Origin of the sequence: Paragemmobacter kunshanensis, assembly GCF_011059185.1 — a bacterium.
GTDB lineage: Bacteria > Pseudomonadota > Alphaproteobacteria > Rhodobacterales > Rhodobacteraceae > Paragemmobacter > Paragemmobacter kunshanensis.
Window position 1 is genome coordinate 60,863 of the sequence record NZ_JAALFE010000019.1, and the last position, 24,196, is coordinate 85,058.

Annotated in this window: 27 protein-coding genes; 17 read left to right on the forward strand and 10 right to left on the reverse strand. The window is 66.2% G+C overall.

Features of this window, described 5'->3' with window-relative positions; translation table 11 throughout:
• Positions 1–13: 13 nt before the first annotated feature.
• Positions 14–400, reverse strand: coding sequence for a hypothetical protein (locus G5V65_RS16980; RefSeq protein WP_165052408.1), 387 nt, complete (start codon positions 398–400; stop codon positions 14–16).
• Positions 401–470: 70 nt separating this feature from the next.
• Entirely contained in the window at positions 471–827 is a 357-nt protein-coding gene (locus G5V65_RS16985; protein ID WP_165052409.1) for a helix-turn-helix transcriptional regulator, read from the reverse strand.
• A gap of 152 nt (positions 828–979) precedes the next feature.
• Here G5V65_RS16985 and G5V65_RS16990 point away from each other — a divergent pair, with 152 nt between their 5' ends.
• From G5V65_RS16990 to G5V65_RS17010, 5 genes are all read left to right on the forward strand, one after another.
• Positions 980–1,198, forward strand: coding sequence for a twin-arginine translocase TatA/TatE family subunit (locus G5V65_RS16990; protein WP_165052411.1), 219 nt, complete (start codon positions 980–982; stop codon positions 1,196–1,198).
• Positions 1,199–1,242: 44 nt separating this feature from the next.
• Positions 1,243–1,914: a Sec-independent protein translocase protein TatB gene (tatB, locus tag G5V65_RS16995; RefSeq protein ID WP_165052413.1), complete on the forward strand. Its 672-nt coding sequence runs from the start codon at positions 1,243–1,245 to the stop codon at positions 1,912–1,914.
• Positions 1,911–2,786: a twin-arginine translocase subunit TatC gene (gene tatC / locus G5V65_RS17000; RefSeq protein ID WP_165052415.1), complete on the forward strand. Its 876-nt coding sequence runs from the start codon at positions 1,911–1,913 to the stop codon at positions 2,784–2,786. Before tatB ends, tatC begins: the two co-directional genes overlap by 4 nt.
• Positions 2,783–3,625, forward strand: a complete 843-nt coding sequence (locus tag G5V65_RS17005) for an ATP-binding protein (protein WP_165052417.1) — start codon at positions 2,783–2,785, stop codon at positions 3,623–3,625. Before tatC ends, G5V65_RS17005 begins: the two co-directional genes overlap by 4 nt.
• A gap of 65 nt (positions 3,626–3,690) precedes the next feature.
• On the forward strand, positions 3,691–4,965 hold the full coding sequence (locus G5V65_RS17010) for a hemolysin family protein (RefSeq protein ID WP_165052419.1): 1,275 nt from the start codon (positions 3,691–3,693) through the stop codon (positions 4,963–4,965).
• A 12-nt stretch (positions 4,966–4,977) separates the two neighbouring features.
• On the opposite strand, the gene G5V65_RS17015 is transcribed toward G5V65_RS17010, so the two are convergent.
• The 5 genes from G5V65_RS17015 to efp form a co-directional block, all read right to left on the reverse strand.
• Complete coding sequence (locus G5V65_RS17015) at positions 4,978–6,219, reverse strand: peptidoglycan DD-metalloendopeptidase family protein (RefSeq protein WP_165052421.1); 1,242 nt, start codon at positions 6,217–6,219, stop codon at positions 4,978–4,980.
• Between the two features lie 50 nt (positions 6,220–6,269).
• Entirely contained in the window at positions 6,270–6,938 is a 669-nt protein-coding gene (locus G5V65_RS17020) for a protein-L-isoaspartate(D-aspartate) O-methyltransferase (protein WP_165052422.1), read from the reverse strand.
• Positions 6,935–7,720, reverse strand: a complete 786-nt coding sequence (gene surE, locus G5V65_RS17025) for a 5'/3'-nucleotidase SurE (RefSeq protein ID WP_165052424.1) — start codon at positions 7,718–7,720, stop codon at positions 6,935–6,937. The genes G5V65_RS17020 and surE overlap by 4 nt, the downstream gene beginning before the upstream one ends.
• Positions 7,721–7,868: 148 nt before the next feature.
• Entirely contained in the window at positions 7,869–8,036 is a 168-nt protein-coding gene (locus G5V65_RS17030; RefSeq protein WP_165052427.1) for a hypothetical protein, read from the reverse strand.
• Between the two features lie 290 nt (positions 8,037–8,326).
• On the reverse strand, positions 8,327–8,893 hold the full coding sequence (gene efp / locus G5V65_RS17035) for an elongation factor P (protein WP_165052429.1): 567 nt from the start codon (positions 8,891–8,893) through the stop codon (positions 8,327–8,329).
• Between the two features lie 114 nt (positions 8,894–9,007).
• Between efp and epmA the strand changes: the two genes are divergently transcribed.
• From epmA to G5V65_RS17095, 12 genes are all read left to right on the forward strand, one after another.
• Positions 9,008–10,057: an EF-P lysine aminoacylase EpmA gene (epmA, locus tag G5V65_RS17040; protein WP_165052431.1), complete on the forward strand. Its 1,050-nt coding sequence runs from the start codon at positions 9,008–9,010 to the stop codon at positions 10,055–10,057.
• A 335-nt stretch (positions 10,058–10,392) separates the two neighbouring features.
• Positions 10,393–10,812 (forward strand): response regulator, encoded by a 420-nt coding sequence (locus tag G5V65_RS17045; RefSeq protein ID WP_165052433.1) that lies wholly within the window; start codon positions 10,393–10,395, stop codon positions 10,810–10,812.
• Positions 10,813–11,013: 201 nt separating this feature from the next.
• Entirely contained in the window at positions 11,014–12,078 is a 1,065-nt protein-coding gene (locus tag G5V65_RS17050) for a LacI family DNA-binding transcriptional regulator (RefSeq protein ID WP_165052435.1), read from the forward strand.
• A gap of 184 nt (positions 12,079–12,262) precedes the next feature.
• Positions 12,263–13,579, forward strand: coding sequence for an ABC transporter substrate-binding protein (locus tag G5V65_RS17055; protein WP_165052438.1), 1,317 nt, complete (start codon positions 12,263–12,265; stop codon positions 13,577–13,579).
• 173 nt (positions 13,580–13,752) lie between these two features.
• Positions 13,753–14,697 carry a carbohydrate ABC transporter permease gene (locus tag G5V65_RS17060; RefSeq protein WP_165052440.1) on the forward strand — a complete coding sequence of 315 codons (945 nt, stop codon included), beginning with the start codon at positions 13,753–13,755 and terminating at the stop codon, positions 14,695–14,697.
• A complete protein-coding gene (locus tag G5V65_RS17065; protein WP_165052442.1) occupies positions 14,694–15,635 on the forward strand; it encodes a carbohydrate ABC transporter permease in 942 nt (313 codons plus the stop codon). Before G5V65_RS17060 ends, G5V65_RS17065 begins: the two co-directional genes overlap by 4 nt.
• A 64-nt stretch (positions 15,636–15,699) precedes the next feature.
• Positions 15,700–15,888, forward strand: a complete 189-nt coding sequence (locus G5V65_RS17070; protein WP_165052444.1) for a hypothetical protein — start codon at positions 15,700–15,702, stop codon at positions 15,886–15,888.
• Between the two features lie 2 nt (positions 15,889–15,890).
• Positions 15,891–16,985 carry an ABC transporter ATP-binding protein gene (locus G5V65_RS17075; RefSeq protein WP_165052446.1) on the forward strand — a complete coding sequence of 365 codons (1,095 nt, stop codon included), beginning with the start codon at positions 15,891–15,893 and terminating at the stop codon, positions 16,983–16,985.
• The gene (locus tag G5V65_RS17080) at positions 16,978–17,970 is read left to right on the forward strand and encodes an ABC transporter ATP-binding protein (protein WP_165052449.1); all 993 of its coding nucleotides are present in this window, start codon (positions 16,978–16,980) and stop codon (positions 17,968–17,970) included. The genes G5V65_RS17075 and G5V65_RS17080 overlap by 8 nt, the downstream gene beginning before the upstream one ends.
• A 12-nt stretch (positions 17,971–17,982) precedes the next feature.
• Positions 17,983–19,605 (forward strand): dihydroxyacetone kinase subunit DhaK, encoded by a 1,623-nt coding sequence (locus G5V65_RS17085; protein WP_165052451.1) that lies wholly within the window; start codon positions 17,983–17,985, stop codon positions 19,603–19,605.
• 51 nt (positions 19,606–19,656) lie between these two features.
• Positions 19,657–20,574 (forward strand): diacylglycerol/lipid kinase family protein, encoded by a 918-nt coding sequence (locus G5V65_RS17090; protein WP_165052453.1) that lies wholly within the window; start codon positions 19,657–19,659, stop codon positions 20,572–20,574.
• On the forward strand, positions 20,571–21,350 hold the full coding sequence (locus G5V65_RS17095) for a metallophosphoesterase family protein (protein WP_165052455.1): 780 nt from the start codon (positions 20,571–20,573) through the stop codon (positions 21,348–21,350). Before G5V65_RS17090 ends, G5V65_RS17095 begins: the two co-directional genes overlap by 4 nt.
• A gap of 140 nt (positions 21,351–21,490) precedes the next feature.
• On the opposite strand, the gene G5V65_RS17100 is transcribed toward G5V65_RS17095, so the two are convergent.
• The 3 genes from G5V65_RS17100 to G5V65_RS17110 form a co-directional block, all read right to left on the reverse strand.
• Complete coding sequence (locus tag G5V65_RS17100; protein ID WP_165052457.1) at positions 21,491–22,297, reverse strand: ABC transporter permease; 807 nt, start codon at positions 22,295–22,297, stop codon at positions 21,491–21,493.
• Positions 22,298–22,310: 13 nt separating this feature from the next.
• Positions 22,311–23,234, reverse strand: a complete 924-nt coding sequence (locus G5V65_RS17105) for an ABC transporter permease (RefSeq protein ID WP_165052459.1) — start codon at positions 23,232–23,234, stop codon at positions 22,311–22,313.
• Positions 23,235–23,237: 3 nt separating this feature from the next.
• Positions 23,238–24,196: ABC transporter ATP-binding protein (locus tag G5V65_RS17110; protein ID WP_165052461.1), on the reverse strand; the 959-nt coding region annotated here is incomplete at its 5' end.

Genomic DNA, 24,196 nt, shown 5'->3' on the forward strand with positions numbered 1-24,196 from the left:
CAGGGCGCGCCCGTCAATCCATCGCGAAGGCCAGCGCCTCGTGGCGCATCACAACGCTGGAACCGTCGATCATCGCCATGAAGGGGCCAAAGGCGGGGACCTCCATCATCGCCGCGGCCGCCGCCTGCGCGCTGGCCGCATCGCGCCATTCCACCCAGTCGGTCCATTGCCCATCCGCCCCCAGCACCAGCCGCCGCCGCAGGAAACCGGGCTGCCCTCGCAAGGGCGCCTCGGTCGCGCGCGCCGCCTCCAGAAATGCCGCAGGCTCGCTGCCTGCCACAAGACGAAAGGTCACGACCTCCACACAGGGCGCAACGCCCCCGCGCCCGCCATCGGCAGGGGCGGGCAGCGGCAGCACCGTCAGGGCGGCAATCAGCGAAACGGTCAGTCTCCGGCGCATGGGTCTCTCCTCTCAAGGCTCCGATGCCCCCTTTTGCCAGACCCCAACCGACATCCCCTGTCAGCAGCCTTCACCCCGCCGTCTCGATCCCCGCCTGCGGCATCAGCGTGGCCACCTTGCCCAAGAGCATCCGCGCCGCCCGGGCGCGGGGATTGGCCTCGTCCTCGGCCACATGGCGCAGCCCTTCCACCAGCGCCTCCAGCTCATCCACCGTCAGCAGCGTGGGCGGCAGCATCAGGGGCGAGCGCAGGATATATCCCAGCCCCCGCTCCCCCTCCACCGGCAGGCCGGTTCGCGCCATCACCGCCATGTCGCGCCAGATCGTGCGGGTGGAGACCCCCACCGCCGCCGCCAGTTCCGCGGCCGTATGCAGCCGCCCGTCGCGCATGATCTGGATCAGATCGTAAAGACGGTCATCGCGTTTCATCTGGTCCTTCCGCAGGCTGCTACTGACAAAATACTGTCAGTTGAACCGCGGCGAAACCCCATTCCCCTTTGAAGCGCGCGGAAAGCGGGCCTAAACATCACCCTCAGAACGGGGATCGGGCCCGCCACGGGCCCCTACGGATGGAGCTGACCATGTTCAACAATATCGGCCCGATGGGCCTGATCCTGATCGCGATCGTCGTGCTTGTGCTGTTCGGGCGCGGCAAGGTCTCGTCGCTGATGGGCGAGGTGGGCAAAGGCATCACCGCCTTCAAGAAGGGCGTGAACGACGGCAAGGCCGAGCTTGAGAATGAAAGCGCCGAGGTCGCACGCGACGTGACGCCCGCCGCCGCCGACAAGGACAAGGCCTGAACCCGGCCCTTCACTGCAGGCCCTGACAGGACGGAGAGACAGGCATGGATTTCGGATGGGCGGAACTGCTCGTCATCGGGGTGGTGGCGCTGATCGTCATCGGCCCCAAGGACTTGCCCGAAATGTTCCGCACCCTTGGCCGCTTCACCGCCAAGGCGCGCTCCATGGCGCGCGAGTTTTCGCGGGCCATGGAACAGGCGGCCAAGGAATCCGGCGTCGATGACGTGGCAAAGGATCTGCGCAAGGTGACCTCGCCCAAGGCGATGGGCCTGGATGCGGTGAAAAGTGCCGCCGACAAGTTCGAGAAATGGGATCCGCTGAAGAACGCGGCCAAACCCACCAGCCCGCCGCCCGCCCGCGTGCCCCCGGTAACCCCGGCAACGCCAGCCGTCACCCCGGCTGCCGCCGCACCGGTGGCCGCGCCTGCCGCGCCCGCAACCCCGGCCCCGGCCCCCGCCCCGCAACCCGGCCCCGCCACCCGGGCGCTTGCCGAAAAGCAGGCGCAGAAAGCCGCCATCGCGAAAGAGGCCGCGGCCAGACTGCGCGCCGTCGATGCCGGTGAAGCCGCGCCCGCCGCCGCCCCGGCGGCGCCCCCGGCCAAGGCCCCGCGCAAGGCGCCCGCAGCCAAGGCCGCAACGCCCAAGGCGGCCGCTGCGCCAGAGGCAAAGCCCGCCAAGGCCCCCCGGGCCCGCAAATCCGAGGACAAGCCCGCATGAGCGCCGGACAGGACGATATCGACGACAGCTCCGCCCCGCTGATCGAACACCTCGCGGAACTTCGCAACCGGATCCTCTATTCGCTTGCGGCCTTCATCGTGGCGATGGTGCTGTGCTTCACCGTCTGGAACCCGATCTTCAACTTCCTGACCCATCCGATCTGCGATGCGCTGGCCGAACGCCAGCAGGATTGCGGGCTGGTGCTGATCAAGCTGCAGGAAGGCTTCTTCGTCGCGGTCAAGATCTCGGTCCTAGGCGGCTTTGCCCTGTCCTTCCCGATCATCGCCTTCCAGCTCTGGCGCTTTGTCGCGCCCGGTCTTTACCGGTCCGAAAAGCAGGCCTTCCTGCCCTTCCTTCTTGCCTCTCCGATCATGTTCTTCATCGGCGCGGCCTTCGCCTATTACGTCGTTCTTCCCATCGCCTTCAATTTCTTCCTGAACTTCCAGCAGAATTTCGGGGGCGATGCCGCCTCGGGCGTGGTGGGCGAGGATGCGCCTGCGGGCATCGTCTTCCAGGGCTCGATGGAACAGTATCTCTCGCTGACCACAAGCTTCGTGCTGGCCTTCGGCCTCTGCTTCCAGCTTCCGGTCCTTCTCACGCTGATGGGCAAGGCAGGGCTTGTCACCTCGCGCGGGCTGGCGGCCATGCGCCGCTATGCCATCGTCCTCATCCTTGTCGTCGCGGCCCTTGTCACCCCGCCCGACGTCATGTCGCAACTCATCATGTTCGGGGCGATCTACCCGCTTTACGAAGTGTCCATCCTCCTGATCCGCCGCATCGAACGCCAGCGCGAGGCGCGGATGCGCGCCGATGGCACCTGGATCGACGAGGATGAGGAAACAGACGAAACCGAACCCGCGACCAAGGCATGACCGAAGACCTTCTCGCCCGCATCGCCGCCGCGCTGGAGCGGATGGCCCCGGCCCCGATGCCCGCCCCGGATTTCTCGGCCGAGGCCTTTGCCTGGCATACCGATCCCGATCGCCTTGAACCCGTCACCCGGGTCTCGCGGGTGGATATCGGCCTTCTGGTGGGCGTGAACCGCTCGCGCGACACGCTGGTGGAAAATACCCGCCACTTTGCCCGGGGCCTGCCTGCCAACAACGCGCTGCTCTGGGGCGCGCGTGGCATGGGGAAATCCTCGCTCGTCAAGGCGGTGCATGCCGCGATCCGCGCCGAAGGGCATGATCTGAAGATCGTCGAACTCAGCCGCGAGGATCTGCCCTCTGTCGGCCGTCTGCTGCAGCACCTGCGCGCCGCCCCGCATCTGCGCTTCATCCTCTTCTGCGACGATCTCTCCTTCAGCCATGACGATCAGCATTACAAATCGCTCAAGGCCGTGCTGGATGGCGGCATCGAAGGCCGGCCCGAGAATGTGCTGTTCTACGCCACCTCGAACCGCCGCCACCTCATGCCCCGCGACATGATCGAAAATGAACGCTCCAGCGCGATCAACCCTTCCGAAGCGGTCGAGGAAAAGGTCTCGCTCTCCGACCGTTTCGGTCTCTGGCTGGGCTTCCATCCCTGTTCGCAGGACGATTACCTCGACATGATCCGCGGCTATTGCGCGGCGCATGGCCTGACCGTCGCCGAAGACCGCCTCCGCGCCGAGGCGATCGAATGGCAGGCCACGCGCGGGGGGCGCTCGGGCCGGGTGGCCTGGCAGTTCTTCTGTGACCTTGCCGCCCGCGAAGGCCATCGCATCGCCTGACGGCCCTTGCGCCGGGCAGGCCGGGCACCTACCTTCCCGGCTTTCCCCGTTCCGTTCAGGACAGCATGCTTTCCGAAATCCTCATCGTCCTTGGCCTCATCGTTCTGAACGGGGTTCTGGCGATGTCCGAACTCGCCATCGTCTCGGCCCGCCCGGCCCGCCTCAAACCGCTTGAGGGCAAGTCGCGCGGCGCGGCCATTGCCCTGCGCCTTGCCGAAGATCCGGGCCGCTTCCTGTCGACCGTGCAGATCGGCATCACCGCCGTGGGCGTGCTGTCGGGGGCCTTTTCCGGGGCCACGCTGGGCGCGCGCCTGTCGCGCTGGCTGGCGGGGCAGGGGGTCGATCCCGACCTTGCCGCCACGCTTGGCGTGGGCGGTGTCGTCATCCTGCTGACCTATCTCTCGCTCATCGTGGGGGAACTCGTCCCCAAGCAACTGGCGCTTCGCAACCCCGAGGCCGTGGCGATCCGCGTCGCCCCGGCCATGCGCCTGCTCTCCCTCATCGCCGCCCCCGTCGTCTGGTTCCTCGACCGGTCCGGCAAGGCGCTGCTCTGGCTCATCGGCGCGACCGGCGACAAGGGCGCCCGCGTGACCGAAGAGGAGGTCCACTCCCTCCTGACCGAAGCGCACCATGAAGGCATCATCGAACCCGAGGAACGCGAGATGCTCGCCGGCGTCATGCGCCTTGCCGACCGGTCCGCCCGGGCCCTGATGACCCCGCGGCATGAGGTGCAGATGCTCGACATCACCGCCTCGCCCGCCGAAACCATCGCCGCCATCCGCCGCATCGCCCGCCCCCGCATGCCCGTCCAGAACCCCGACACGGGCGAGGTTCTGGGCATCATCCTGCTGTCCGAGGCGTTCGATGCCCTCTCGCGCAAGCAATCGCTCGATCCCGCCCGCCTCCTGCGCGAAGTTCCGGTCGTGTCGGACATGGCCGATGCCATCGCGGTGATGGACATATTGCAAGGCTCCGCCCATCACCTTGCCCTCGTCTATGACGAATACGGCAATTTCGAAGGCATCATCACCTCGGGCGACATCCTCGAGGCGATCACCGGCACCGTCGCCATCCAGACCGAGGCCGAACCCGCCCTCGTCGAACGCGCGGATGGCAGCCTTCTCGTTTCCGGCTGGATGCCCGCCGACGAATTCTGCGACCGCATCGGCATTCCGCGCGACACGGCAGGGGGCTATGAAACCGTGGCGGGGCTGGTTCTCAACCTCTTCGGGCGCCTGCCCGCCCTGGGCGAGGCGAAATCCACCGAAGGCTGGCGGTTCGAGGTGATCGACCTCGACGACCGCCGCATCGACAAGGTGCTGGTCCAGCGGATCGGCTGACCTGGCCCCGCCTCACTTCAGGAAGGGCATCGGGTCCGTGCTGGCCGCGCCGCGCCGCACTTCGAAATGCAGGAAGGACGGGTTGCCGGACCGCACATTCGCGATGGTCTGGCCCTTTGTCACCTTGTCGCCCTTCTTCACCGTGATCCCCGCCACCCCGGCATAGACCGTCAGCAACCCGCCCTCATGGCGGATCACGATGATCGGCGTCTGCGCCGTGTCCTGGGTGATCGCGGCCACCGTCCCCGCCGCCGCCGCCATCACCGGCGCGCCCGCCGGGGCACCGATGTCGATGCCCTCGTTCTTGGGCGGGGCATAGCCGCGGATGATGCTGCCGCTGGCGGGCATGGCGAATTGCGCCGCCGAGGCGGCCGTCCGCTGCTGCCCCAGATCGGGCGAGGCGGGCTTGTCCTTCGCCGCCTGTGCCGCGGGCTTCGTCTCTTCATCCGGCAGGGGCTTCGCGGCCGAGGGCGGCTCGGGCGTGGGCGAACCAGCCCCCGGTGCCGTCACCACCTCGACGGGCTTCTCCGGCGGCGCGCCCGACGGCGTCGGGATCATCAGATATTGCCCCTCGCGCACTTCCAGATCGGCGCCCAGCCCGTTCCAGTCCGCCAGCGCCCGGGCCGAGACATTGTACATCCGTGCGATCGAAAACGCCGTCTCGCCCCGCTTCACCTGATGCCGCGTCGGGGCCATGGCCCCCAGCGCGCTGTCATCGGGGCGGGCGCTCGCCGCCGGGGTGGCCGTGCCGCTGTCCACCCGATCCAGCGCCGTGGTGGCGATGCTGGTCACGCTGACCGCGCCGCCCCCGGCCGAAGGCAGCGGGGCCGCCGCCACATTGCCGCTGCCGATCACACCGCCCGCAGCCACGGCCGTGCCCGGCCCGGTCGAGGCCACGCGCCGGGGCAGGGCCAGAACCTCGCCCTCGCGCAGGGGCGCGTTGGGCTGGATCGCGTTGTAGCCAGCCAGTTCCGCCGGATTGATGCCCACCCGCGCCGCCACGCTGCCCACGGTATCGCCGCGCCGCGCCACCGCCACCTGATAGCCCGGATAGCTGATCAGCCCGTTCGCATCCGGCATCGGCCGCGCCGCCGTGGCCTGCCTTGCGGCATCGGTCGTGTCCAGGGCACTTCCGCCCCGGAAATCCCAGTCCAGATCGGACAGCATGCCCGGCTGCCCGCCGGTGCAGGCCGAAAGCGCCACCAGGGCCGAAGTCAGGCCAAGGGCGCGCAGCGTCAGGGGTGCGAAGGTCATTGTCTGCCTCTCTGCCGTCGGTCCGGGTTGAAACCCCGAAGCCATTCCGTTCATTCCGTTCCGATCCCTTCCACCAGCGGCACAAAGCGCACCGGCCGAAGTTCGTCATAGTCAAATCCGCGCTCGGTCCGCGTCACCTTGATCAGGCTCTGCACCGTATCCGACTGCCCGACGGGCAGCACCATGATACCGCCGGTTTTCAGTTGCGCCAATAGGGGGCCTGGGGGGTCTTCCGCGGCCGCCGTCACGATGATGCGATCAAAGGGCGCCTGGTCTGGCAGGCCGAAACTGCCATCCCCGGTGATGGCCGTGATATTCGTCAGATCCAGCGCCCGGAACAGCGCATCCGCCTCGCGCACCAGCCGCCGGTGCCGGTCCACCGTATAGACGCGGCGGGCAAGCTGGCTCAGGATCGCGGCCTGATAGCCCGACCCCGTGCCCACCTCCAGCACCTTGTCGCGCGGCTGCACGGCCAGGGCCTGTGTCATGATCCCCACGATGCTGGGCTGGCTGATCGTCTGGCCGCAGGCGATGGGCAGCGGCATGTCCTCATAGGCGCGTTCCGCGAACAGCCCGCGCACGAAATGCCCCCGGTCGATCACCTCCATCGCCGAAAGCACGCGGCTGTCCGTCACCCCGCGGGATCGCAACGCATAGAGAAACCGCATCTTCCGTTCGGCAGCGGACCCGTCCTCGTCGAAGTCCGCGCCCCCTGTCATGCCAGCCGCGCCTCAAGCTCGGCCAGCAGGTCATGCGCCGTCAGATCCGCCCGCATCGGCGTGACAGAGACATGCCCCTGCAGGTTCACCGCCGCATCCGTTCCGGGCAGGGTGGGCGTCTGCTGCGGCCCGCCCTTGATCCACAGATAGCGCCGCCCCGTGGGCGAAAGCTGCGCCTCGGCACTGAACGAGGTGTCGCGCCGGAAGCCCTGCGCCGCCACCTTCACCCCCTTCACCCGCGCGGCGGGCAAAGGCGGGAAGTTCACGTTATAGAACACCCGGTAATCGTCATTCGTCCAGATGCCGCGCTCCAGCAGCGCTTTTACCACGCCCGGCCCATGCTGCCGCGCCGCCTCGAAGGGGTCGGCCAGCCCGTCCATCTCGGGGCCAAAGAACTGCGACAGCGCGATGGCCGGGATGCCCTGCAGCGCCGCCTCCATCGCGCCCCCGATCGTGCCGGAATACAGCACGTTCTCGGCCGAATTGTTCCCCCGGTTCACGCCGGAAAGCACAAGGTCGGGCCGCGCCCCCTGCAAAACGTCATAGATCCCCGCCAGCACGCAATCCGCGGGGCTGCCCTCGGCGGCAAAGCGGCGGGGGGCAAGCTTGGCGATCATCATCGGATGGGTATAGCTGATGCAATGCCCCACGCCCGATTGCTCGAAGGCGGGGGCCACGGTCCAGACCTCGCCCTCCGGCCCGGCAATCGCCGCAGCGATCTCGGTCAGAACCTCAAGCCCGGGGGCGTTGATGCCGTCGTCATTGGTGATCAGGATACGCATGGTCCGCCTTCTTCTATCCTGTCCTGATTAGAACAGGCCCGGCAGGGCGGCAAGCCGAAGCGGCCGCCGCCCGGTCGACGGGCGGCGGATCGTGTCTGCGATGTTTCAGAATGGGGTCACGGACAGCAAGGCAGGGCAGGGGCGGCGCTTACTCCGCCACGGCCGGGACGGCTTCGGTGATGAAATAGCCCTCCGGCGCGAACATCACGGCAAGGATCGCCAGATAGGCCATCAGGAACAGGGCAATCGCCCCCATCTGCCCCGCTCTTGCCGGGCGCTGGACGCTGGGGCGGGCAATCGTCTGGGTCTTGGGCATGGGCAGCACTCCTCCGAGTCGATTCCTCTACAGGTTACCCCATCACGGGATGTTTCGGTTCCTGAAATTCGGCCGTGATCTGGAATATCCTCCCTCTCGGCATCATCCTGCCGGAAATTCTCCCGGCATGGGCGCGCATTTGCTCAAGGCGCGAAACTTTCTTCTGCGTGCCCATGCCGCGCCGCAGCACGGCGGAACGCCGCGCAGCGGCAGGCCCTCAACCTGCAGGGAGGCGCGCAAAGCAAAAGGGCGCCCGAAGGCGCCCCCCTTGTCCCGTCCGGCGTGAAGGATCACTCCTTCGCGCGTTCCACATAGGAATGGTCGTCCGTGTTGATCACGATCCGCGTGCCCGCCCCGATATGCGGCGGCACCATCACGCGCAGCCCGTTCGAACAGATCGCGGGCTTGTAGGAGGACGAGGCCGTCTGCCCCTTCACCACCGGCTCCGTCTCGGTGATCTCCACCACCACCTTCTGCGGCAGTTCCAGCGCGATCGGCACGCCTTCGAAGGTGCGCAGGTAAACCTTGATGCCTTCCGTCAGGAAGACCGCATCCTCGCCCACGACATCCTCGGTCGCGGTCAGCTGCTCATAGGTGTTGGGCTCCATGAAGTGATAGCCCTCGCCGTCACTATAGAGATAGTCGTATTCCCGCTCGTCCACCGTGGCCTTTTCCACCATCTCGGTCGTGCGCCAGCGCTCCGACACCTTCACCCCGTCCGAGATGCGGCGCATGTCGACGCTGGTGGTGGGGGTGCCCTTGCCGGGGTGGAAATTTTCGGCTTTCAGCACGGCATACAGCTTGCCGTCCATCTCGACGACATTGCCCTTGCGAAGGGAAGAGGCGATGACTTTCACGGGTCGTTTCCTTGCGGTTTCAGAAAGGCCCGCATAATCCAGCAGGCGATTGGCGCTGCACCTATCGCATCTCGCGCCAAATCTCAAACCGAAAGCGCCGGAGCCTTGCCCGACATGACCGATACAGCCGCAACCGCCTGGTGGCACCCCGCCCGCCACGCCGACCGCCGCCCGCTCCTTCTCGCGCGCAACCGCATCCAGTCCGCCCTGCGCCGCTGGTTCGATGACCACGGCTTCACCGAGGTGGACCCCGCCGCTCTCCAGGTTTCCCCGGGGAACGAGGCGCATCTGCACGCCTTCTCCACCGATGCCCTGTCCCATGACGGCACATCGCGCCGGATGCACCTGCATACCAGCCCCGAATTCGCGATGAAGAAACTGCTGGCCGCAGGCGAAACCCGCATCCATGCCTTCGCCCATGTCTGGCGCAACCGCGAAAGGGGCGCGCTGCATTCGCCGGAATTCACCATGCTGGAATGGTATCGCGTGGGCGAGGATTACAGCACACTGATGGAGGATACCGTCACCTTCCTCCGCCTTGCCGCCACCACCACCGGCGCGCCCCTCCTGCGCTTCCGCGACCGGACCTGCGACCCCTTCGCCCCGCCCGAACGCCTCTCGGTCGCCGAAGCCTTCACCCGCCATGCCAGCCTCGACCTCCTCGCCACCATCCACCCCGATGGCAGCACCGACCGCGACGCGCTCGCCGCGCAGATGGCGGGGCAGGGCATGGCGCTCTCGCCCGATGACACATGGTCCGATCTTCTCTCCAAGGTCCTCGTCGCCCATGTCGAACCCCATCTCGGCCAGGGTCGCATCACCATCCTCGACCGCTATCCCGCCGCCGAGGCGGCCCTTGCCCGCGCCTGCACCGATGACCCGCGCGAGGCCGAACGGTTCGAACTCTATGCCTGCGGGGTGGAACTGGCCAACGGCTTCGGCGAACTCACCAATCCCGCCGAACAGCGCCGCCGCTTCGGCCTTGAGATGGATGAAAAGGAACGCGTCTATGGCGAACGCTATCCGCTGGACGAGGATTTCCTCGCATCCCTCGCCCTGATGCCGCCCGCATCGGGAATCGCGCTGGGATTCGACCGCCTCGTGATGCTCGCCACCGGCGCCCCCAGAATCGACAGCGTCCTCTGGGCACCCGTCGCCGAATAGCGCCGCCAGCCGCATTTTCCCCATCCCGGAAACGATCCCGCCCCAGCGGCGGGACTGTTTCGAATCCGCGAAACGATCCCCCGCAAACCGGCGAAATCCCGGCATAAACCAAAGTTTACGGGCCTAAACGGCACGGTCATACGGCCCGACTACGGCCCGGCCCAGCCCTTTGCCCATCTTGCCAGACCCGGATCAGGGGCGCAGCTTTGTCAAACGACCGGCGCGGCCACGGATTTACCCGATGTCGCGGCGGGCAGGACCAGACCAGACCGCCACCCCATTTGCAGGCCAGTGCCATGCCCACAGCACAAGACAGCCAAAGCAGGATCAACGACGTGACAGCTTATCGCCCCGCCCCCGCAGGCCGCCCCCGCATTCTGGTTGTCGATGATGACGCGATCAACCGCCTCGTCGCCCGCGTCCTGATCGAGGCGCGCGGCTATGAGGTGATCGAGGCCGAAGATGGCGATCAGGCCCTCTCCACCTATGCCGACAGCGATGACATCGGGCTTATCCTGATGGATCTGTCCATGCCCGGCATGGATGGCCTGGCCGCCACGCGCAACCTGCGCACCAGCTCGCGCCGCGGGGCCACGGTGCCCATCGTGGCGCTGACCCGCCATATCGACGACGACTCGCGCCGCAACTGCTTTGACGCAGGCATGAACGGCTTCTTGCCCAAGCCGATCTCGGCCACCGGCATCGAAAGCATCGTCTGCCTCGTCGGCCACGGCACCCCGCGCGTTCAGGCCTGATCGCCAACCCGCGCGGCCCGAAGGCCCGCCCCTCGCGCTTGGGGGCGGGCCTTTTGCATGCCGCGCGCGACCCCGCCAAGGGGATTGCCAAAGGGATTGCCCAACGGATTGCCCAACGGATTGCCCAACGGATTGATTGACGTACCTCAGGATGCTGCCGATAAAGAAGGCAGGCCAATGGTTCCAGTGCAGGTCCGCAGGATGACACGTCCCACCGTCAACGACATCGCGCGCGAAGCGGGCGTCAGCCTCGCCACGGTGGACCGTGTCCTGAACGCGCGCCCCGGCGTGCGCCCCAAGACCATCCTCGCCGTCCATCAGGCCATTGATCGCCTGGGCTATGTCCGCGACCTTGCCGCCGCCAACCTCGCGCGCAGCCGGTCCTACCGCATGGTGGCCCTGCTGCCCGATACCGACAGCCAGTTCGTCCAGACCCTCGCCACCGCCCTGACCGAGGCCGCGGCCCTTGCCGCCGCCAGCCGGACGGAACTGGAACTGCTGCGCTATCCGCCCGAAGACATGCACATCCTCGCCGCCCGCCTGGCCCGACTGCAGCCCGAAGATACCGCGGGCGTCGCCCTCATGGCCCCCGAAACGCCCATCGTGCGGGACGCAGTGCGCGCGCTGCGGGGCAGGGGGATCCCCCTTGTCGCGCTGGGCTCGGATCTGCCCAATACGGGGCGTGATCATTTCGTGGGCATCGACAGCCATGCCGCGGGCCGCACGGCGGGCGTCCTCATGGGCCGCTTCTGCCGCGGGCTGAAGGGCCGGGTCCTGCTGATCGCCGACAGCATGCTGCTGCGCGACAGCATCGAACGCCGCCGCGGCTTTGACGAGGTGCTGCAGGCCGATTTCCCCGATCTCGATGCCATGCCCACGCTGGAAACCCACGGCGCCCCCGATGTGCTGCACCGCATCGTCGGCGACCGTCTCGCAGCCACCCCCGATGTGGTGGGCATCTACCTGCTGGGTTCGGGCCACCGCGCGCTGGCCGCACTGCTGCGCGACAGGGATCTGCTCGGGCGCTTTGTCGTCATCGGCCATGAACTGACGCCGCACAGCCGATCCGCCCTTCGCTCAGGGCATCTCGATGCCGTCATCGCGCAGAATCCCGGCCATCTGGCCCGCTCGGCCCTGCGCGTCCTGCGCGCCAAGGCCGACCGTCAACCCATCGACGAAGGGCAGGAACAGTTGCGGATCGAGGTGGTGATCCGCGAGAACCTGCCCCCCGAACCTGCCGACGACTGCCATATCCGCGCTGCCTGATATTGGATAAATACCTGTATTTAAATGATTTGCTAACCTTCTGTCATTTTTGAGGAACGTACCTCATAAATTGGTGGACAGACTCGGATCAGCAGGCATATCGTCAGGTCAGAGAAGGCCCGCAGCAGAAAGCTGCCTGAACGGGCCCGCCAAGAACCAATCAACTGAACCGGGAGGAATTTCGATGAAGGCCAGACTTCTTGCCGCCTGCTCGGCGGCGGCGCTCTCTGTCGCGGGCATGGCATCCGCGCAATCCAGTGAACTGACCCTCTGCTGGGCGGCATGGGATCCCGCCAACGCGCTTGTCGAACTGTCGAAGGATTTCGAAACGCAGTCCGGCATCAAGATGAATTTCGAATTCGTGCCGTGGCCCAATTTCGCCGACCGCATGCTGAACGAACTCAATTCCGGCGGCCAGCTCTGCGATCTCCTGATCGGCGACAGCCAGTGGATCGGCGGTTCTGCCGAAAACGGCCATTACGTCAAGCTGAACGACTTCTTCGACAAGGAAGGCATCAGCATGGACGATTTCGCCCCGGCGACCGTCTATGCCTATTCCACCTGGCCCAAGGGCGACCCGAACTACTACGCGCTGCCCGCCATGGGCGATGCGAACGGCTGGTTCTACCGCAAGGACTGGTTCGCCCGTCCCGAGATCCAGGCCGAATTCAAGGAAAAATACGGCCGCGACCTTGCCGAACCCAAGACCCAGAAGGAACTCCTCGAAATCGCGCAATTCTTCCAGGGGCGCGAAATCGACGGCCAGACCGTCTATGGCGCCTCGATCTTCACCGAACGCGGCTCCGAGGGCATCACGATGGGCGCGACCGGCGCGCTTTATGCCTGGGGCTTCAAATATGAAAACACCCCCGGCAGCTACGACATGGAAGGCGCCGTGAACTCGCCCGCCGCCGTCGAGGCGCTGGAATTCTACAAGGAACTCTACAAGACCGGCACGCCTCCGGGCTATGACAACGCCTATATGGAACAGTCGCTCGATGCCTTCAAATCGGGCCAGGTGGCGATGGCGATGAACTGGTTCGCCTTCTTCCCCGGCCTCTATGCCGATCCGAACACCGGGGGCGACAAGATCGACTTCTTCGTGAACCCGCCCCAGAACCAGCCCGCTTCCACGCTGGGCGGTCAGGGCATCTCGGTCGTCTCCTACACCGACAACATGGATGGCGCGCTGGCCTATATCAAATGGTTCGCCCAGCCCGACGTACAGAAGAAATGGTGGTCCATGGGCGGCTATTCCTGCCACAAGGCCGTGCTGGAAGACCCCAACTTCGTGAACACCGCCCCCTTCGCGGGCGACTTCCTCGAAGCCATGGGCGCGGTGCAGGACTTCTGGCAGGAACCGGCCTATGCCTCGCTGCTTCTGGCGATGCAGGAACGGCTGCACAACTATGTCGTGGCCGATCAGGGCACCGCGCAAGAGGCCCTCGACGGGCTGATCGCGGACTGGACCGAAGTCTTCGAGGACGAAGGCAAGCTCTGACCCGCGCCCCCTCACCCCCGACCCCTCTCCCCCAGGGGGAGAGGGGAAGGGCACCCGGTCCACGGGCCGGGCTCAAAGGTGCACTCCAAGCGCAACGCAACCCTCTCCCCCCGGGGGAGAGGGCAGGGTGAGGGGGCCTTCCCGGCCCTCTCCTCCCGCAGGGAATCGAGTTCATGACAGACCCAATCGCCGCCGCCGCCCGCGCCACGCCCGACCCGCTCGCCCGCCGCATCCGCGGCCTGTCCGACCGGGCCATCGCATGGCTCTTCGTGGCGCCCACGATCTTCCTGCTCCTCGCGATCAACATCTTCCCGCTGATCTGGACGGTGCGCCTCTCCTTCACCAACTACCGCGCCAACCGCCCCAACGAAGAGGTGGAATGGGTCGGCCTGCGCAACTACATCCGCATCCTCACCGATGACGGCATCTGGGCCAACATGCAGACCACGGCCCATTTCCTGTTCTGGACACTCTTCTTCCAGGTCCTGATCGGCTTCACCCTCGCCTGGCTCATCAACCGCAAGTTCAAGGGCAACGATCTGCTGACGACGCTGATCGTCCTGCCCATGATGCTTTCGCCCGCCGTGGTGGGCAATTTCTGGACCTTCCTCTACCAGCCCCAGATCGGCCTCGTGAATTACGTCGTTGAACTCGTCACCGGCACCCCGGCCTCCTCCTTCTCCATGCTCGGCCCCGGCGGGCTTGCGAAATGGTCGATCATCCTCGTCGATACCTGGATGTGGACGCCCTTCGTCATGCTCATCTGCCTCGCGGGCCTGCGCTCCATCCCCGATTACATCTACGAGGCGGCCGAAATCGACCGCGCCTCCAAATGGCGGCAGTTCTGGACGATCACCATCCCCATGGTGCTGCCCTTCCTGATGCTCGCCGTCCTGTTCCGGGGCATCGAGAACTTCAAGATGTTCGACATGGTGGTCCTGCTCACCGGCGGCGGCCCCGGCAACGAAACCCTGCTCGCCTCGATCGACCTGAAACGCGAAGCCTTCGAGAAATGGCGCACCGGCTATTCCTCCGCCTATGCCATCATCCTCTTCGTGACGGTCTTCGGCCTTGCCTCCATCTATGTGAAGGCCCTGAACAAGGTTAAGGAAAGATGACCGCCTATTCCGTCACCGAACCCACGGGCCGCTCCAAACTCGTCGCGGGCCTCCTTGTCACGCTCTATGCGGTCATCACCCTCCTGCCGCTCCTCTGGATCATCTCCACCGGGTTCAAATCCGGCCCGGACAGCATCTCCTATCCGCCCAAGGTCGTCTTCGAACCCTCGCTCGAAGGCTATGTGAACCTTTTCACCACCCGCACCCGCGTCGCGGCCGAGGAGTTCCAGAACCTCCCCCCGCCCGAAACCTGGTATGACGCGATCGTCCGCGAAAGCGGCATGGTCATCGCCGGCCCCTCGCGCTTTGGCGAACGCTTCCTCAATTCGGTGATCATCGGCTTCGGATCGACCTTTCTGTCGATCTTCCTCGGCACGCTGGCCGCCTATGCCTTCTCGCGCTTCAAGGTGCCGCTGAAGGATGACCTGCTGTTCTTCATCCTCTCCACGCGCATGATGCCGCCCATCGCGGTGGCGATCCCCATCTACCTCATGTATCGCGAACTGGGCCTGTCCGACACGCATCTGGGCATGATCCTGCTCTACACGGCGGTGAACATCAGCCTTGCCGTCTGGCTCCTGAAGGGCTTCATCGACGAAATCCCCCGCGAATACGAGGAGGCGGCACTCATCGACGGCTACACCCGGTTTCAGGCCTTCCGGAAGGTGGTCCTGCCGCAGGCGGCCACCGGCATCGCCTCCACCGCGATCTTCTGCCTGATCTTCGCCTGGAACGAATATGCCTTCGCGGTGCTGCTCACCTCCGGCACGGCCCAGACCGCGCCCCCCTTCATCCCCACGATCATCGGCGTGGGCGGGCAGGACTGGCCCGCCGTCGCGGCAGGCGCCACGATCTTCCTGCTGCCCGTGATGATCTTCACCATCCTTCTGCGCAAACACCTCCTGCGCGGGATCACCTTCGGAGCCGTCCGCAAATGACGCCCCATTCTCCCTCCCGCACCGCGACCCCTGAATTTTCGCAGAAAATTCGTGGGGGTCGGCCATGACCCGCTTCCTCTCCGGCCTGCTCCGCCTGCGCCGCGGCCCCTGGGAACTGCTGGCCACGCTGCTCATCGGGCTGGGCGTCTTCATGCTGATGCAGCCCTTTGCGCTGGCGCTCTATACCTGGAGCTTCCTCGTCACCCTTGCCGGAACGGTGATGTTCATCATCGTCTCGCATTTCCCGGAATAGCCATGGCCGAAATCGTCATCCGCAACCTGCGCAAGGAATTCGGCGCCTTCACCGCGGTGAAGGGCTCCAGCTTCACCATCCGCGACGGCGAATTCTTCATGCTGCTCGGCCCTTCGGGCTGCGGCAAGACCACCACGCTGCGCATGATCGCCGGGCTGGAACTGCCCACCTCCGGCCAGATCCTGATCGACGGCGAGGATGTCAGCCAGCGCCCCGCCAGCCAGCGCGACATCGCCATGGTCTTCCAGATGTTCGCGCTCTACCCGCACCTGAACGTGCGCAAGAACATCAGCTATCCGCTGGTCAGCCAGGGCGTGCCCCGGGCGCAGATCGCGGCCAAGGTGGCCGAGGTGGCCCGCATCCTCGGGATCGAGTCGATCCTCGACAAGCCGGTCGGCGGCCTGTCCGGCGGCGACCGGCAGCGCGTCGCGCTGGGCCGCGCCATCGTGCGCAATCCGAAGGCCTTCATGATGGATGAACCGCTCGGCGCGCTGGATGCCGAATTCCGCGAACGCATGGCCGAAGAGCTGCGCGCCCTGCATGACAGGATGGGGGCCACCACCGTCTATGTCACCCATGACCAGCTCGAGGCGATGCAGATGGGCGACAAGATCGTCGTGATGAACCATGGCGTCGTGGAACAGTTCGGCACGCCGCAGGACATCTACGATCATCCCGCCACGCTCTTCGTGGCCGATTTCATCGGCAGCCCCGCGATGAACTTCCTGCGCTTCGATGGGGTGGCAGAGGCCGGCGCGACCCGCCTCGATCTGGGCAGCTTCGCCGCCGCGGTGCCGGAATTGCAGGAAAGCGCGCGGGGCGCGCTGGTTCTGGGCGTGCGGCCCGAACATGTCTCCTTCCGCGACGATGCCGCCTGCCGCGGCCGGGTCGAGGCGGCGGAATATCTGGGCACGACCCAGATCGTGACGCTTTCCACCGCCCATGGGCCGGTCAAGGCGCGCATCCCCTCGGGGCAGGTCGCCCGGCCGGGGGAAACGGTCGGCCTCGATTTCGACGCCCGCACCCTGTCGGTCTTCGACGGCGGCTCGGGCCGGGCGCTGCGCACGGCGGCGAATGCGGGGGTGCATCATGGCTGACATCCGCCTCTCCGGCCTGACCAAGACCTTCGGCGCGACCCGCGCCCTTGCCGATGTCAGCCTCACGATCCCCGACGGGGCCTTCGTCGTGCTGCTCGGCCCCACCGGGGCGGGCAAGACCACCACCCTGCGCCTGATCGCGGGCCTCGACCGGCCCGATGCGGGCGACATCGCCATCGACGGCCGCTCCGTCCTTGCCGATACGCCTGCCCAGCGCGACGTGGCGATGGTCTTCCAGCAATATTCGCTCTACCCCCACCTGACGGTGCGCGAGAACCTCGCCTTCCCCCTGCGCTCGCCGGTGCTGAACTGGCCCGAGGACCGGATCACCCGCAAGGTGGCCGAAGTGGCCGAGGTGCTGCACATCGCCCACAAGCTTGACAACAAGGCCACCCAGCTTTCGGGGGGCGAGATGCAGCGCGTCTCCATCGGCCGCGCCCTTGTGCGCAATCCGCGCATCTACCTGATGGATGAACCGCTCTCCTCGCTCGATGCCAAGCTCCGCGCCGACCTTCGCGTGGAACTCAAGCGCATCCATGCCGAACTGGGCGCGACCTTCCTCTATGTCACCCATGACCAGATCGAGGCGATGACCATGGCCACCCATGTCGGTGTGCTGGATCAGGGAAAACTCGTGCAATTCGGCACCCCGCGCGAGATCTATGAAAACCCCGTCTCCGCCTATGTCGCCAGCCGCCTCGGCCAGCCCCGCATCACCCTTCTGCCCGCCGATGCCTTCGGTCCCGCGCCCGCCGGGGCCGCCCAGATCGGCCTGCGTCCCGAACATGTCATCCTCGGCGAAGGCCAGCCCGCCACCGTGCGCCGCGTGGAACATCTGGGCGATCAGACCCGCCTGCACCTCACCATGGGCGCGCATGAGATCGTCACCCTTGCCGATCCGCACACCACCCTTGCCCCGGGCGAGCAGCTTTCGATCCGCCCCGAAAACCCGCTCTGGTTTGACGCCAGCGGCAACCGCATCTGACAGGAGCCCGCCATGAAGCAGTTCATGAACAGCAAGGAAACCCTGGTCACCGAGGCGCTGGATGGCCTGATCCGCACCTCGAACGGGCGTCTCGCGCGGCTTGACGGCTATCCCCATATCAAGGTCGCGGTCCGGGCGGATTGGGACAGGTCCAAGGTCGCCCTCGTCTCGGGGGGCGGGTCGGGGCATGAACCCAGCCATGCGGGCTTCGTGGGGCAGGGCATGCTGACCGCCGCCGTCTGCGGCGATGTCTTCGCCAGCCCGTCCGTCGATGCCGTGCTGGCCGGGATACTGGCCGTCACCGGCAAGGCGGGCTGCCTGCTGATCGTCAAGAACTACACCGGCGACCGGCTGAATTTCGGCCTTGCTGCCGAACGCGCCCGCGCCTTCGGGCTTAAGGTCTCGATGGTCATCGTCGATGACGATGTGGCGCTGCCCGATCTGCCGCAGGCACGCGGCGTCGCGGGCACGCTCTTCGTCCACAAGATCGCCGGCGCCATGGCCGAAGCCGGGGCCGATCTCGACACCATCACCGCCGCCGCCCAGCGCATCATCGCAGGCGCCATCTCCATCGGCATGTCGCTGGATACCTGCACCGTGCCCGGATCGCCCAAGGAAGACCGCATCGGTCAGGGCAAGGCCGAGCTTGGCCTTGGCATCCATGGCGAGGCCGGGGTGGAACAGGTGGATTTCTCGGGTGCCCGCGCCGCCATGGCCATGGTGGTGGACCGCCTCCTTCCCCATGTCGGGGCAGGGGACCACGCCGCGCTTCTGAACAATCTCGGCTCCACCACCCCCCTCGAAATGTCGGTCCTGGCCGAGGAACTCGCCCGCTCCCCGCTGGGGGGCAGGGTGAAATGGATGATCGGCCCCGCCCCGTTGATGACCTCGCTCGACATGCACGGATTTTCCGTCTCGCTCCTGCCTGTCACGGGCGAAGAGGTGGCCCATCTTGCCGCCCCCGCCGCGCCACCCGCCTGGCCGCCACTGGCCAGGCTCGCGCCCCCGGACCTGCGCCCGCTGCCCGATGGGCTGGCCCCGATCCAGCCCGTCCCCTCGCCCCATCCCGCCCATCGCGCCCTGCTCGAACGCTGCTGCCAGGCCCTTGTGGCCTGCGAAGCCGATCTGAACGCGCTCGATGCCAAATCGGGCGATGGCGATACCGGCTCCACCCTTGCCGGGGCGGCGCGGGCGCTTCATGCGGCGCTGGATCGCCTGCCGCTTGCCGACCCGACGCAGCTTTACCGCGCCATCGGGATCGAACTGTCACAGACCATGGGTGGCTCCTCCGGGGTGCTGCTGGCGATCTTCTTCGCCGCCGCGGGCGATGCCTCGGCCTCGGGCAAGGACTGGATCGGCGCGCTTTCCGCCGGGCTTGACCGGGTGATGCAGGTGGGCGGGGCCGCCCCCGGCCATCGCACCATGATCGACGCGCTGTCCCCGGCACTCGCCGCCCTCCCGCAGGGCCTGCCCGCCGCCGCCGCCGCTGCCCGCAAGGGGGCCGATGCCACCGCCGCCATGACGCGGGCCAAGGCAGGCCGCGCCTCCTATCTCACGGCGGACAAGCTGGCAGGCTTCAACGATCCCGGCGCCGAAGGCGTGGCCCGCCTCTTCGACGCCCTGACAAAGGGGTGAAGCCGTCGAAACACCCCTTCCAACCGTCTGGCATCCGGCTATCTTCCCCGGATGCCCGTTGATCGCCACAGCCTGTGCGTCCTCGCCAATCCCGGATCGGGCCGCGCCAGCCGCGACGGCAGCGCGATCGGCAAGGCCATGGCCGTCTTCGGCCCCGATGTCCCCCTGCGCCGCCTGACCGAAGGCCAGACCTTCGCCGATGCGGTGAAACAGGCCCTTGCCGACGGCTTCACCACCATCGTCGCCGCCGGGGGCGACGGCACCGTCACCGGCATCGCACAGGCCCTGATCGGCACGGGGGCCAATCTCGCCATCCTGCCGCTCGGGACCTTCAACTTCGTCTCGCGCGGGCTGGGCCTCTCCGAAGACCCCGAGGCCGCGGCCCGCGCCATCCTCGCAGGCCACCCCCACCGCATCTCCGTGGGCATGGTGAATGATCAGCTTTTCCTCAACAATGTCAGCCTCGGCCTCTATCCCCGCATCCTGTCGGAGCGCGAGGCGATGTATGCCCGCTACGGCCGCTTTCGCATCCTGGCCTACTGGACGGTCCTTGCCACGATCATCCGTGCCCAGCGCACGCCCCGGATGACCATCGAAACCGAAGAGGGCACGCGCAGCCTGCGCACCCCGCTGATCTTCATCGCCCGCTCGGCCTATCAGCTGGAACGCTTCGGCCTTTCCGGGGCCGACATCATCAGCGATGACCGCTTCGCCGTCTTCGTCGCCCGCTCGGGCACGCGCTGGCACCTGATCAAGCTGGCCTTCCACCTTGCCCGCAAGCGCCTTGTCGCGGGTACCGATGTCGAACTCTTCAGCGCCCACAGCCTGACGATCCGCACCCCGCGCCGCCGCCCCCGCGTGGCCTTCGATGGGGAAAAGCGCCGCATGCTGGCCCCGCTGGAATTCGAGATCCGGCCCGATGCCCTGTCGATCATCATCCCCGACGCCGTGGATCGCGTCACCACATGACGCGCATCGCCCATCTGTCCGACCCCCACTTCGGGACCGAAGAGCCCGCCCTTGTCGCGGCGCTGGCCGCCTGCCTGGCCGATCTGCGCCCCGATGCCGTTGTCCTGTCCGGCGATGTGACGCAGCGCGCCCTGCCGTCGCAATATGCGGCGGCAGGGCGCTTTCTCGCCGCCTGTCCCGGGCCGCGCCTCGTGATCCCGGGCAATCATGATGCGCCGCTCTGGAACCTGCCGCTGCGGCTGTTCGATCCCTGGCGTGACTGGCGGCGCGGGCTTGCCCTGCCGCTTCAGGCCGAGATCGTCACCCCCGATGCCGTCATCGCCGGGATCAACACCGCCGATCCCCATGCCTGGAAGGATGGCCGCATCCGCGAGGCCCAGCTTGACCATCTGGCAGCCCTCTTTGCCCGCCATGGCGACCGCCGCCGGATCGTGGCCATGCATCATCCGCCCTCGCCCCCCCGGTCGGAACCCGCCTCGCTGCGCGGGGCAGGGCAGGCGCGCGAGGCGCTGGTCGCCATGGGGGTGGAAATGGTGCTGTCGGGGCATCTGCATTTCACCCATGTCGCCCCGATCCCCGAAGCGCCGGGCCTTCTGTCGGTGCAGGCGGGCACCTGCCTTTCCACCCGCAGGCGCGGCGATGGCAATGCCTTCTCGCTGATCGACCTCGCGCCGGGCGGCGGGGCCTCGATCACCCATTTCCGCGCCGATACCTCTGGCCGGTTCCAGCCCGATGCCGTGGCCCTCTGGTCGAACGGCCCCCGGGGCTGGCACTAGCCGGGCCGCCCGGGCCGGGGTCGGCCGGCATGGTTAACAGGACATGCGTGCAGCGTGCGTATGCACAGCCGTCTGCACCAGCCGTCTGCACCGGCTGCTGACATGCCCTTTCCGGGGAAAAGCGGCGAAAAGGGGCCGCCCTATTCGGGCGACACCCGCGCCATCATGCGTTCGATCCGGCGTCTGCGCAGCTCATACAGGATCGCCGCCACGATGGTGATGCCGATCATGATGACGGCCAAGGCATTGATCGTAGGTGTAATTCCCGCGCGCACCTTGGAAAAGACATAGACCGTCAGCGTATCCGCCCCGCCCCGCGTGAACTGGGTGACGTTGAAATTCTCGATCGACTGAAAGAAGGCCACCGCCGCCCCGGCCCCGATCGCCGGATAAAGATGCGGCAACAGTATCCGCCGCATCACCTGCCCATGACTCGCCCCCAGATCCAGCGCCGCCTCCTCCAGCGCGGGATCGAAACTCTGCAACCGCGCCAGCACCAAAAGCATAACCATTGCAGCGATATAGCTGACCTGACCCAGCACCGAGAGATGCAATCCGGGCGGCACTCCGATCTTGTTCCACATCAGCAGGGTCGAGATGCCGATGACCGCGCCGGGGATTAGGATCGTGGAAATCATCATCCCGTAGATCACCGTCCGAACCCGCCCCGAGATGGAGTTGATCAGGATGGCCGCCGCAGTCCCCACGACAATCGCCAGCAAGGCCACCGCCACCGCCACCAGCAGGGTGTTGCGAAAGGCCAGCCACATCCGCTCATCCCCGGCCAGTTCCACGAACCACCGCCCCGTCGTGCCGCGCCAGGGCACGATCGAGGGCAGCTTTGAATCGTTGAAGGCCGCGCCGGCCATCACCAGAAGGGGGATCAGCAGGTAGATCAGGAATGCGCCCATGTAGAGATGCGCAAGGGATTGGCGGAACTTGTACATCAGTCCATCCCCCTCATTTCGCGATATCGGAAAGCTTGACGCGGAAGACCCACATCACAAGGCTGACAAAGGCCGTGCAAAGGAACAGCAGAAGGAAGGCATAGGCCGAGGCCGTATTCCAATCCAGCGCATCGTTCATCCATTGCTGGATGGTCTGCGTGAACCATTGCGACGTGGTCGATCCCAGGATCGACGGCACCAGAAGGGAACCGGCAGACAGCATGAACACCATCACAGCCCCCGATGCCACCCCGGGCTTTGCATGGGGCAGCACGATCCGCCAATGGATCTTCCACCAGGGCGCGCCCAGATCCTCGGCCGCCTCGATCTGGTTCGTGTCCAGCGACGAGATGGCGTTGTAGAGCGGGAAGAGCATGAACAGGATATAGGTATAGACCAGCCCGATCATCACAGCGTCATAATCGGTGATCCAGCGGATCGGCTTGTCGATGGCACCGATGAACAGCAAAAGCGAATTCAGCGGCCCCTTGAAGGCCAGGATGATCCACCAGGCAAAGGCCCGCAGCACCTCGGATACCCAAAGCGGCACGAACAGCAGCAGCGTCAGCGTCGGCAGCGACCGGGGATTGGCGATCTTGGCCATGTAATAGGCCACCGGATAGGCCAGTGCAAAGCACAGCGCCGTCACCACGACCGAATACCAGATCGTCAGCCAGAAGGTCAGGACATGGACGGGAACCTGAAAGCTCAGCCCCAGGAACGACGTCTCGATGGATCCGTTGAACACCTTCAGATAGTTGTTCAGCGAATAGGTATCCTTCGGCCCGCCGATCTCGGACACCGGCAGATAGGGCCGGAACGAGCTTTCGAACAGCGTGATGTTCGGGATGATCACCAGGATCAGCAGCCAGAAGGCCACGATCAGGATGATGAACCCCGTCAGAACCGGCCCATAGCGGCGGAGTAGGTCCTGCATGGATCAGGCCCTCGTCGATGCGTCGGGCAGGATGGCGGCGCGGGCGGCGTCGAAGCTCATCCAGACCTGCGTGTCGATGGCCGGAACGGGCGAGGTGCCGTCGTTGCGCAACTCGGCCACCATCTTCATCCCGCTGTCGGTCACGGCATGAACGGCGATGAAATTGCCCTCGAAGGAGATCTCTTCCACCCGTCCGTGGATGGCATTCTCGGCCGGCTGGTTTTCGGTGATGATCGTGTGTTCCGGCCGGACATAAAGCTTCACGCCCTTGCCGGAAACACCCGGCGCCATCCGGGCGCGGAAGGTGCCATGCGGTGTGGAAAGGTTCGCGAAACCTTCGCTTACCGTGCCAATGTCACCGGCGAACACATTGTTTTCACCGACAAAAGAGGCAACAAAGCCATTCACCGGATTGTTGTAGATCTCACGCGGATCGGCGATCTGCTGGATGCGCCCCTGGCTCATCACCCCCACCCGGTCCGACATGGCAAGCGCCTCGCCCTGGTCATGGGTGATGTAGATGAAGGTCACCCCCGTCCGCTTCTGGATCGCGCGCAACTCGGCCCGCATGTGCTGGCGCAGCTTCAGGTCCAGCGCGGAAAGCGGCTCGTCCAGCAGCATCACCTGCGGCTCCACCGCCAGGGCGCGCGCGATGGCCACCCGCTGCTTCTGCCCGCCGGAAAGCTGGCTTACCATCTTGTCCGCGGCATCGGGCAGATCGACCAGTCTCAGCAATTCCTCGGCCTTGGCGCGGCGGGTTGCCTTGTCGACACCACGCACCTCCAGCCCGAAGGAGATATTCTCCCAGATCGACATGAGGGGAAACAGCGCCAGGTTCTGAAAGATCAGCGCGGTCGGCCGCTGGTTCGGTCGCTGGCCCTTCATCCCACATTCTCCAAGTAAGTCGCTGATTTCGCTGTCGTAATCGTGATATTTCGCATATAAATCATGGCGTTGACGGC

What these genes read in the sequence shown, in the direction of transcription:
- G5V65_RS16980 (WP_165052408.1), bottom strand. Translation starts at nt 400, where the DNA reads ATGCGCCGGAGACTGACCGTTTCGCTGATTGCCGCCCTGACGGTGCTG.
- G5V65_RS16985 (WP_165052409.1), bottom strand. Translation starts at nt 827, where the DNA reads ATGAAACGCGATGACCGTCTTTACGATCTGATCCAGATCATGCGCGAC.
- G5V65_RS16990 (WP_165052411.1), top strand. Translation starts at nt 980, where the DNA reads ATGTTCAACAATATCGGCCCGATGGGCCTGATCCTGATCGCGATCGTC.
- tatB (WP_165052413.1), top strand. Translation starts at nt 1,243, where the DNA reads ATGGATTTCGGATGGGCGGAACTGCTCGTCATCGGGGTGGTGGCGCTG.
- tatC (WP_165052415.1), top strand. Translation starts at nt 1,911, where the DNA reads ATGAGCGCCGGACAGGACGATATCGACGACAGCTCCGCCCCGCTGATC.
- G5V65_RS17005 (WP_165052417.1), top strand. Translation starts at nt 2,783, where the DNA reads ATGACCGAAGACCTTCTCGCCCGCATCGCCGCCGCGCTGGAGCGGATG.
- G5V65_RS17010 (WP_165052419.1), top strand. Translation starts at nt 3,691, where the DNA reads ATGCTTTCCGAAATCCTCATCGTCCTTGGCCTCATCGTTCTGAACGGG.
- G5V65_RS17015 (WP_165052421.1), bottom strand. Translation starts at nt 6,219, where the DNA reads ATGACCTTCGCACCCCTGACGCTGCGCGCCCTTGGCCTGACTTCGGCC.
- G5V65_RS17020 (WP_165052422.1), bottom strand. Translation starts at nt 6,938, where the DNA reads ATGACAGGGGGCGCGGACTTCGACGAGGACGGGTCCGCTGCCGAACGG.
- surE (WP_165052424.1), bottom strand. Translation starts at nt 7,720, where the DNA reads ATGCGTATCCTGATCACCAATGACGACGGCATCAACGCCCCCGGGCTT.
- G5V65_RS17030 (WP_165052427.1), bottom strand. Translation starts at nt 8,036, where the DNA reads ATGCCCAAGACCCAGACGATTGCCCGCCCCAGCGTCCAGCGCCCGGCA.
- epmA (WP_165052431.1), top strand. Translation starts at nt 9,008, where the DNA reads ATGACCGATACAGCCGCAACCGCCTGGTGGCACCCCGCCCGCCACGCC.
- G5V65_RS17050 (WP_165052435.1), top strand. Translation starts at nt 11,014, where the DNA reads ATGACACGTCCCACCGTCAACGACATCGCGCGCGAAGCGGGCGTCAGC.
- G5V65_RS17055 (WP_165052438.1), top strand. Translation starts at nt 12,263, where the DNA reads ATGAAGGCCAGACTTCTTGCCGCCTGCTCGGCGGCGGCGCTCTCTGTC.
- G5V65_RS17060 (WP_165052440.1), top strand. Translation starts at nt 13,753, where the DNA reads ATGACAGACCCAATCGCCGCCGCCGCCCGCGCCACGCCCGACCCGCTC.
- G5V65_RS17065 (WP_165052442.1), top strand. Translation starts at nt 14,694, where the DNA reads ATGACCGCCTATTCCGTCACCGAACCCACGGGCCGCTCCAAACTCGTC.
- G5V65_RS17070 (WP_165052444.1), top strand. Translation starts at nt 15,700, where the DNA reads ATGACCCGCTTCCTCTCCGGCCTGCTCCGCCTGCGCCGCGGCCCCTGG.
- G5V65_RS17075 (WP_165052446.1), top strand. Translation starts at nt 15,891, where the DNA reads ATGGCCGAAATCGTCATCCGCAACCTGCGCAAGGAATTCGGCGCCTTC.
- G5V65_RS17080 (WP_165052449.1), top strand. Translation starts at nt 16,978, where the DNA reads ATGGCTGACATCCGCCTCTCCGGCCTGACCAAGACCTTCGGCGCGACC.
- G5V65_RS17085 (WP_165052451.1), top strand. Translation starts at nt 17,983, where the DNA reads ATGAAGCAGTTCATGAACAGCAAGGAAACCCTGGTCACCGAGGCGCTG.
- G5V65_RS17090 (WP_165052453.1), top strand. Translation starts at nt 19,657, where the DNA reads ATGCCCGTTGATCGCCACAGCCTGTGCGTCCTCGCCAATCCCGGATCG.
- G5V65_RS17095 (WP_165052455.1), top strand. Translation starts at nt 20,571, where the DNA reads ATGACGCGCATCGCCCATCTGTCCGACCCCCACTTCGGGACCGAAGAG.
- G5V65_RS17100 (WP_165052457.1), bottom strand. Translation starts at nt 22,297, where the DNA reads ATGTACAAGTTCCGCCAATCCCTTGCGCATCTCTACATGGGCGCATTC.
- G5V65_RS17105 (WP_165052459.1), bottom strand. Translation starts at nt 23,234, where the DNA reads ATGCAGGACCTACTCCGCCGCTATGGGCCGGTTCTGACGGGGTTCATC.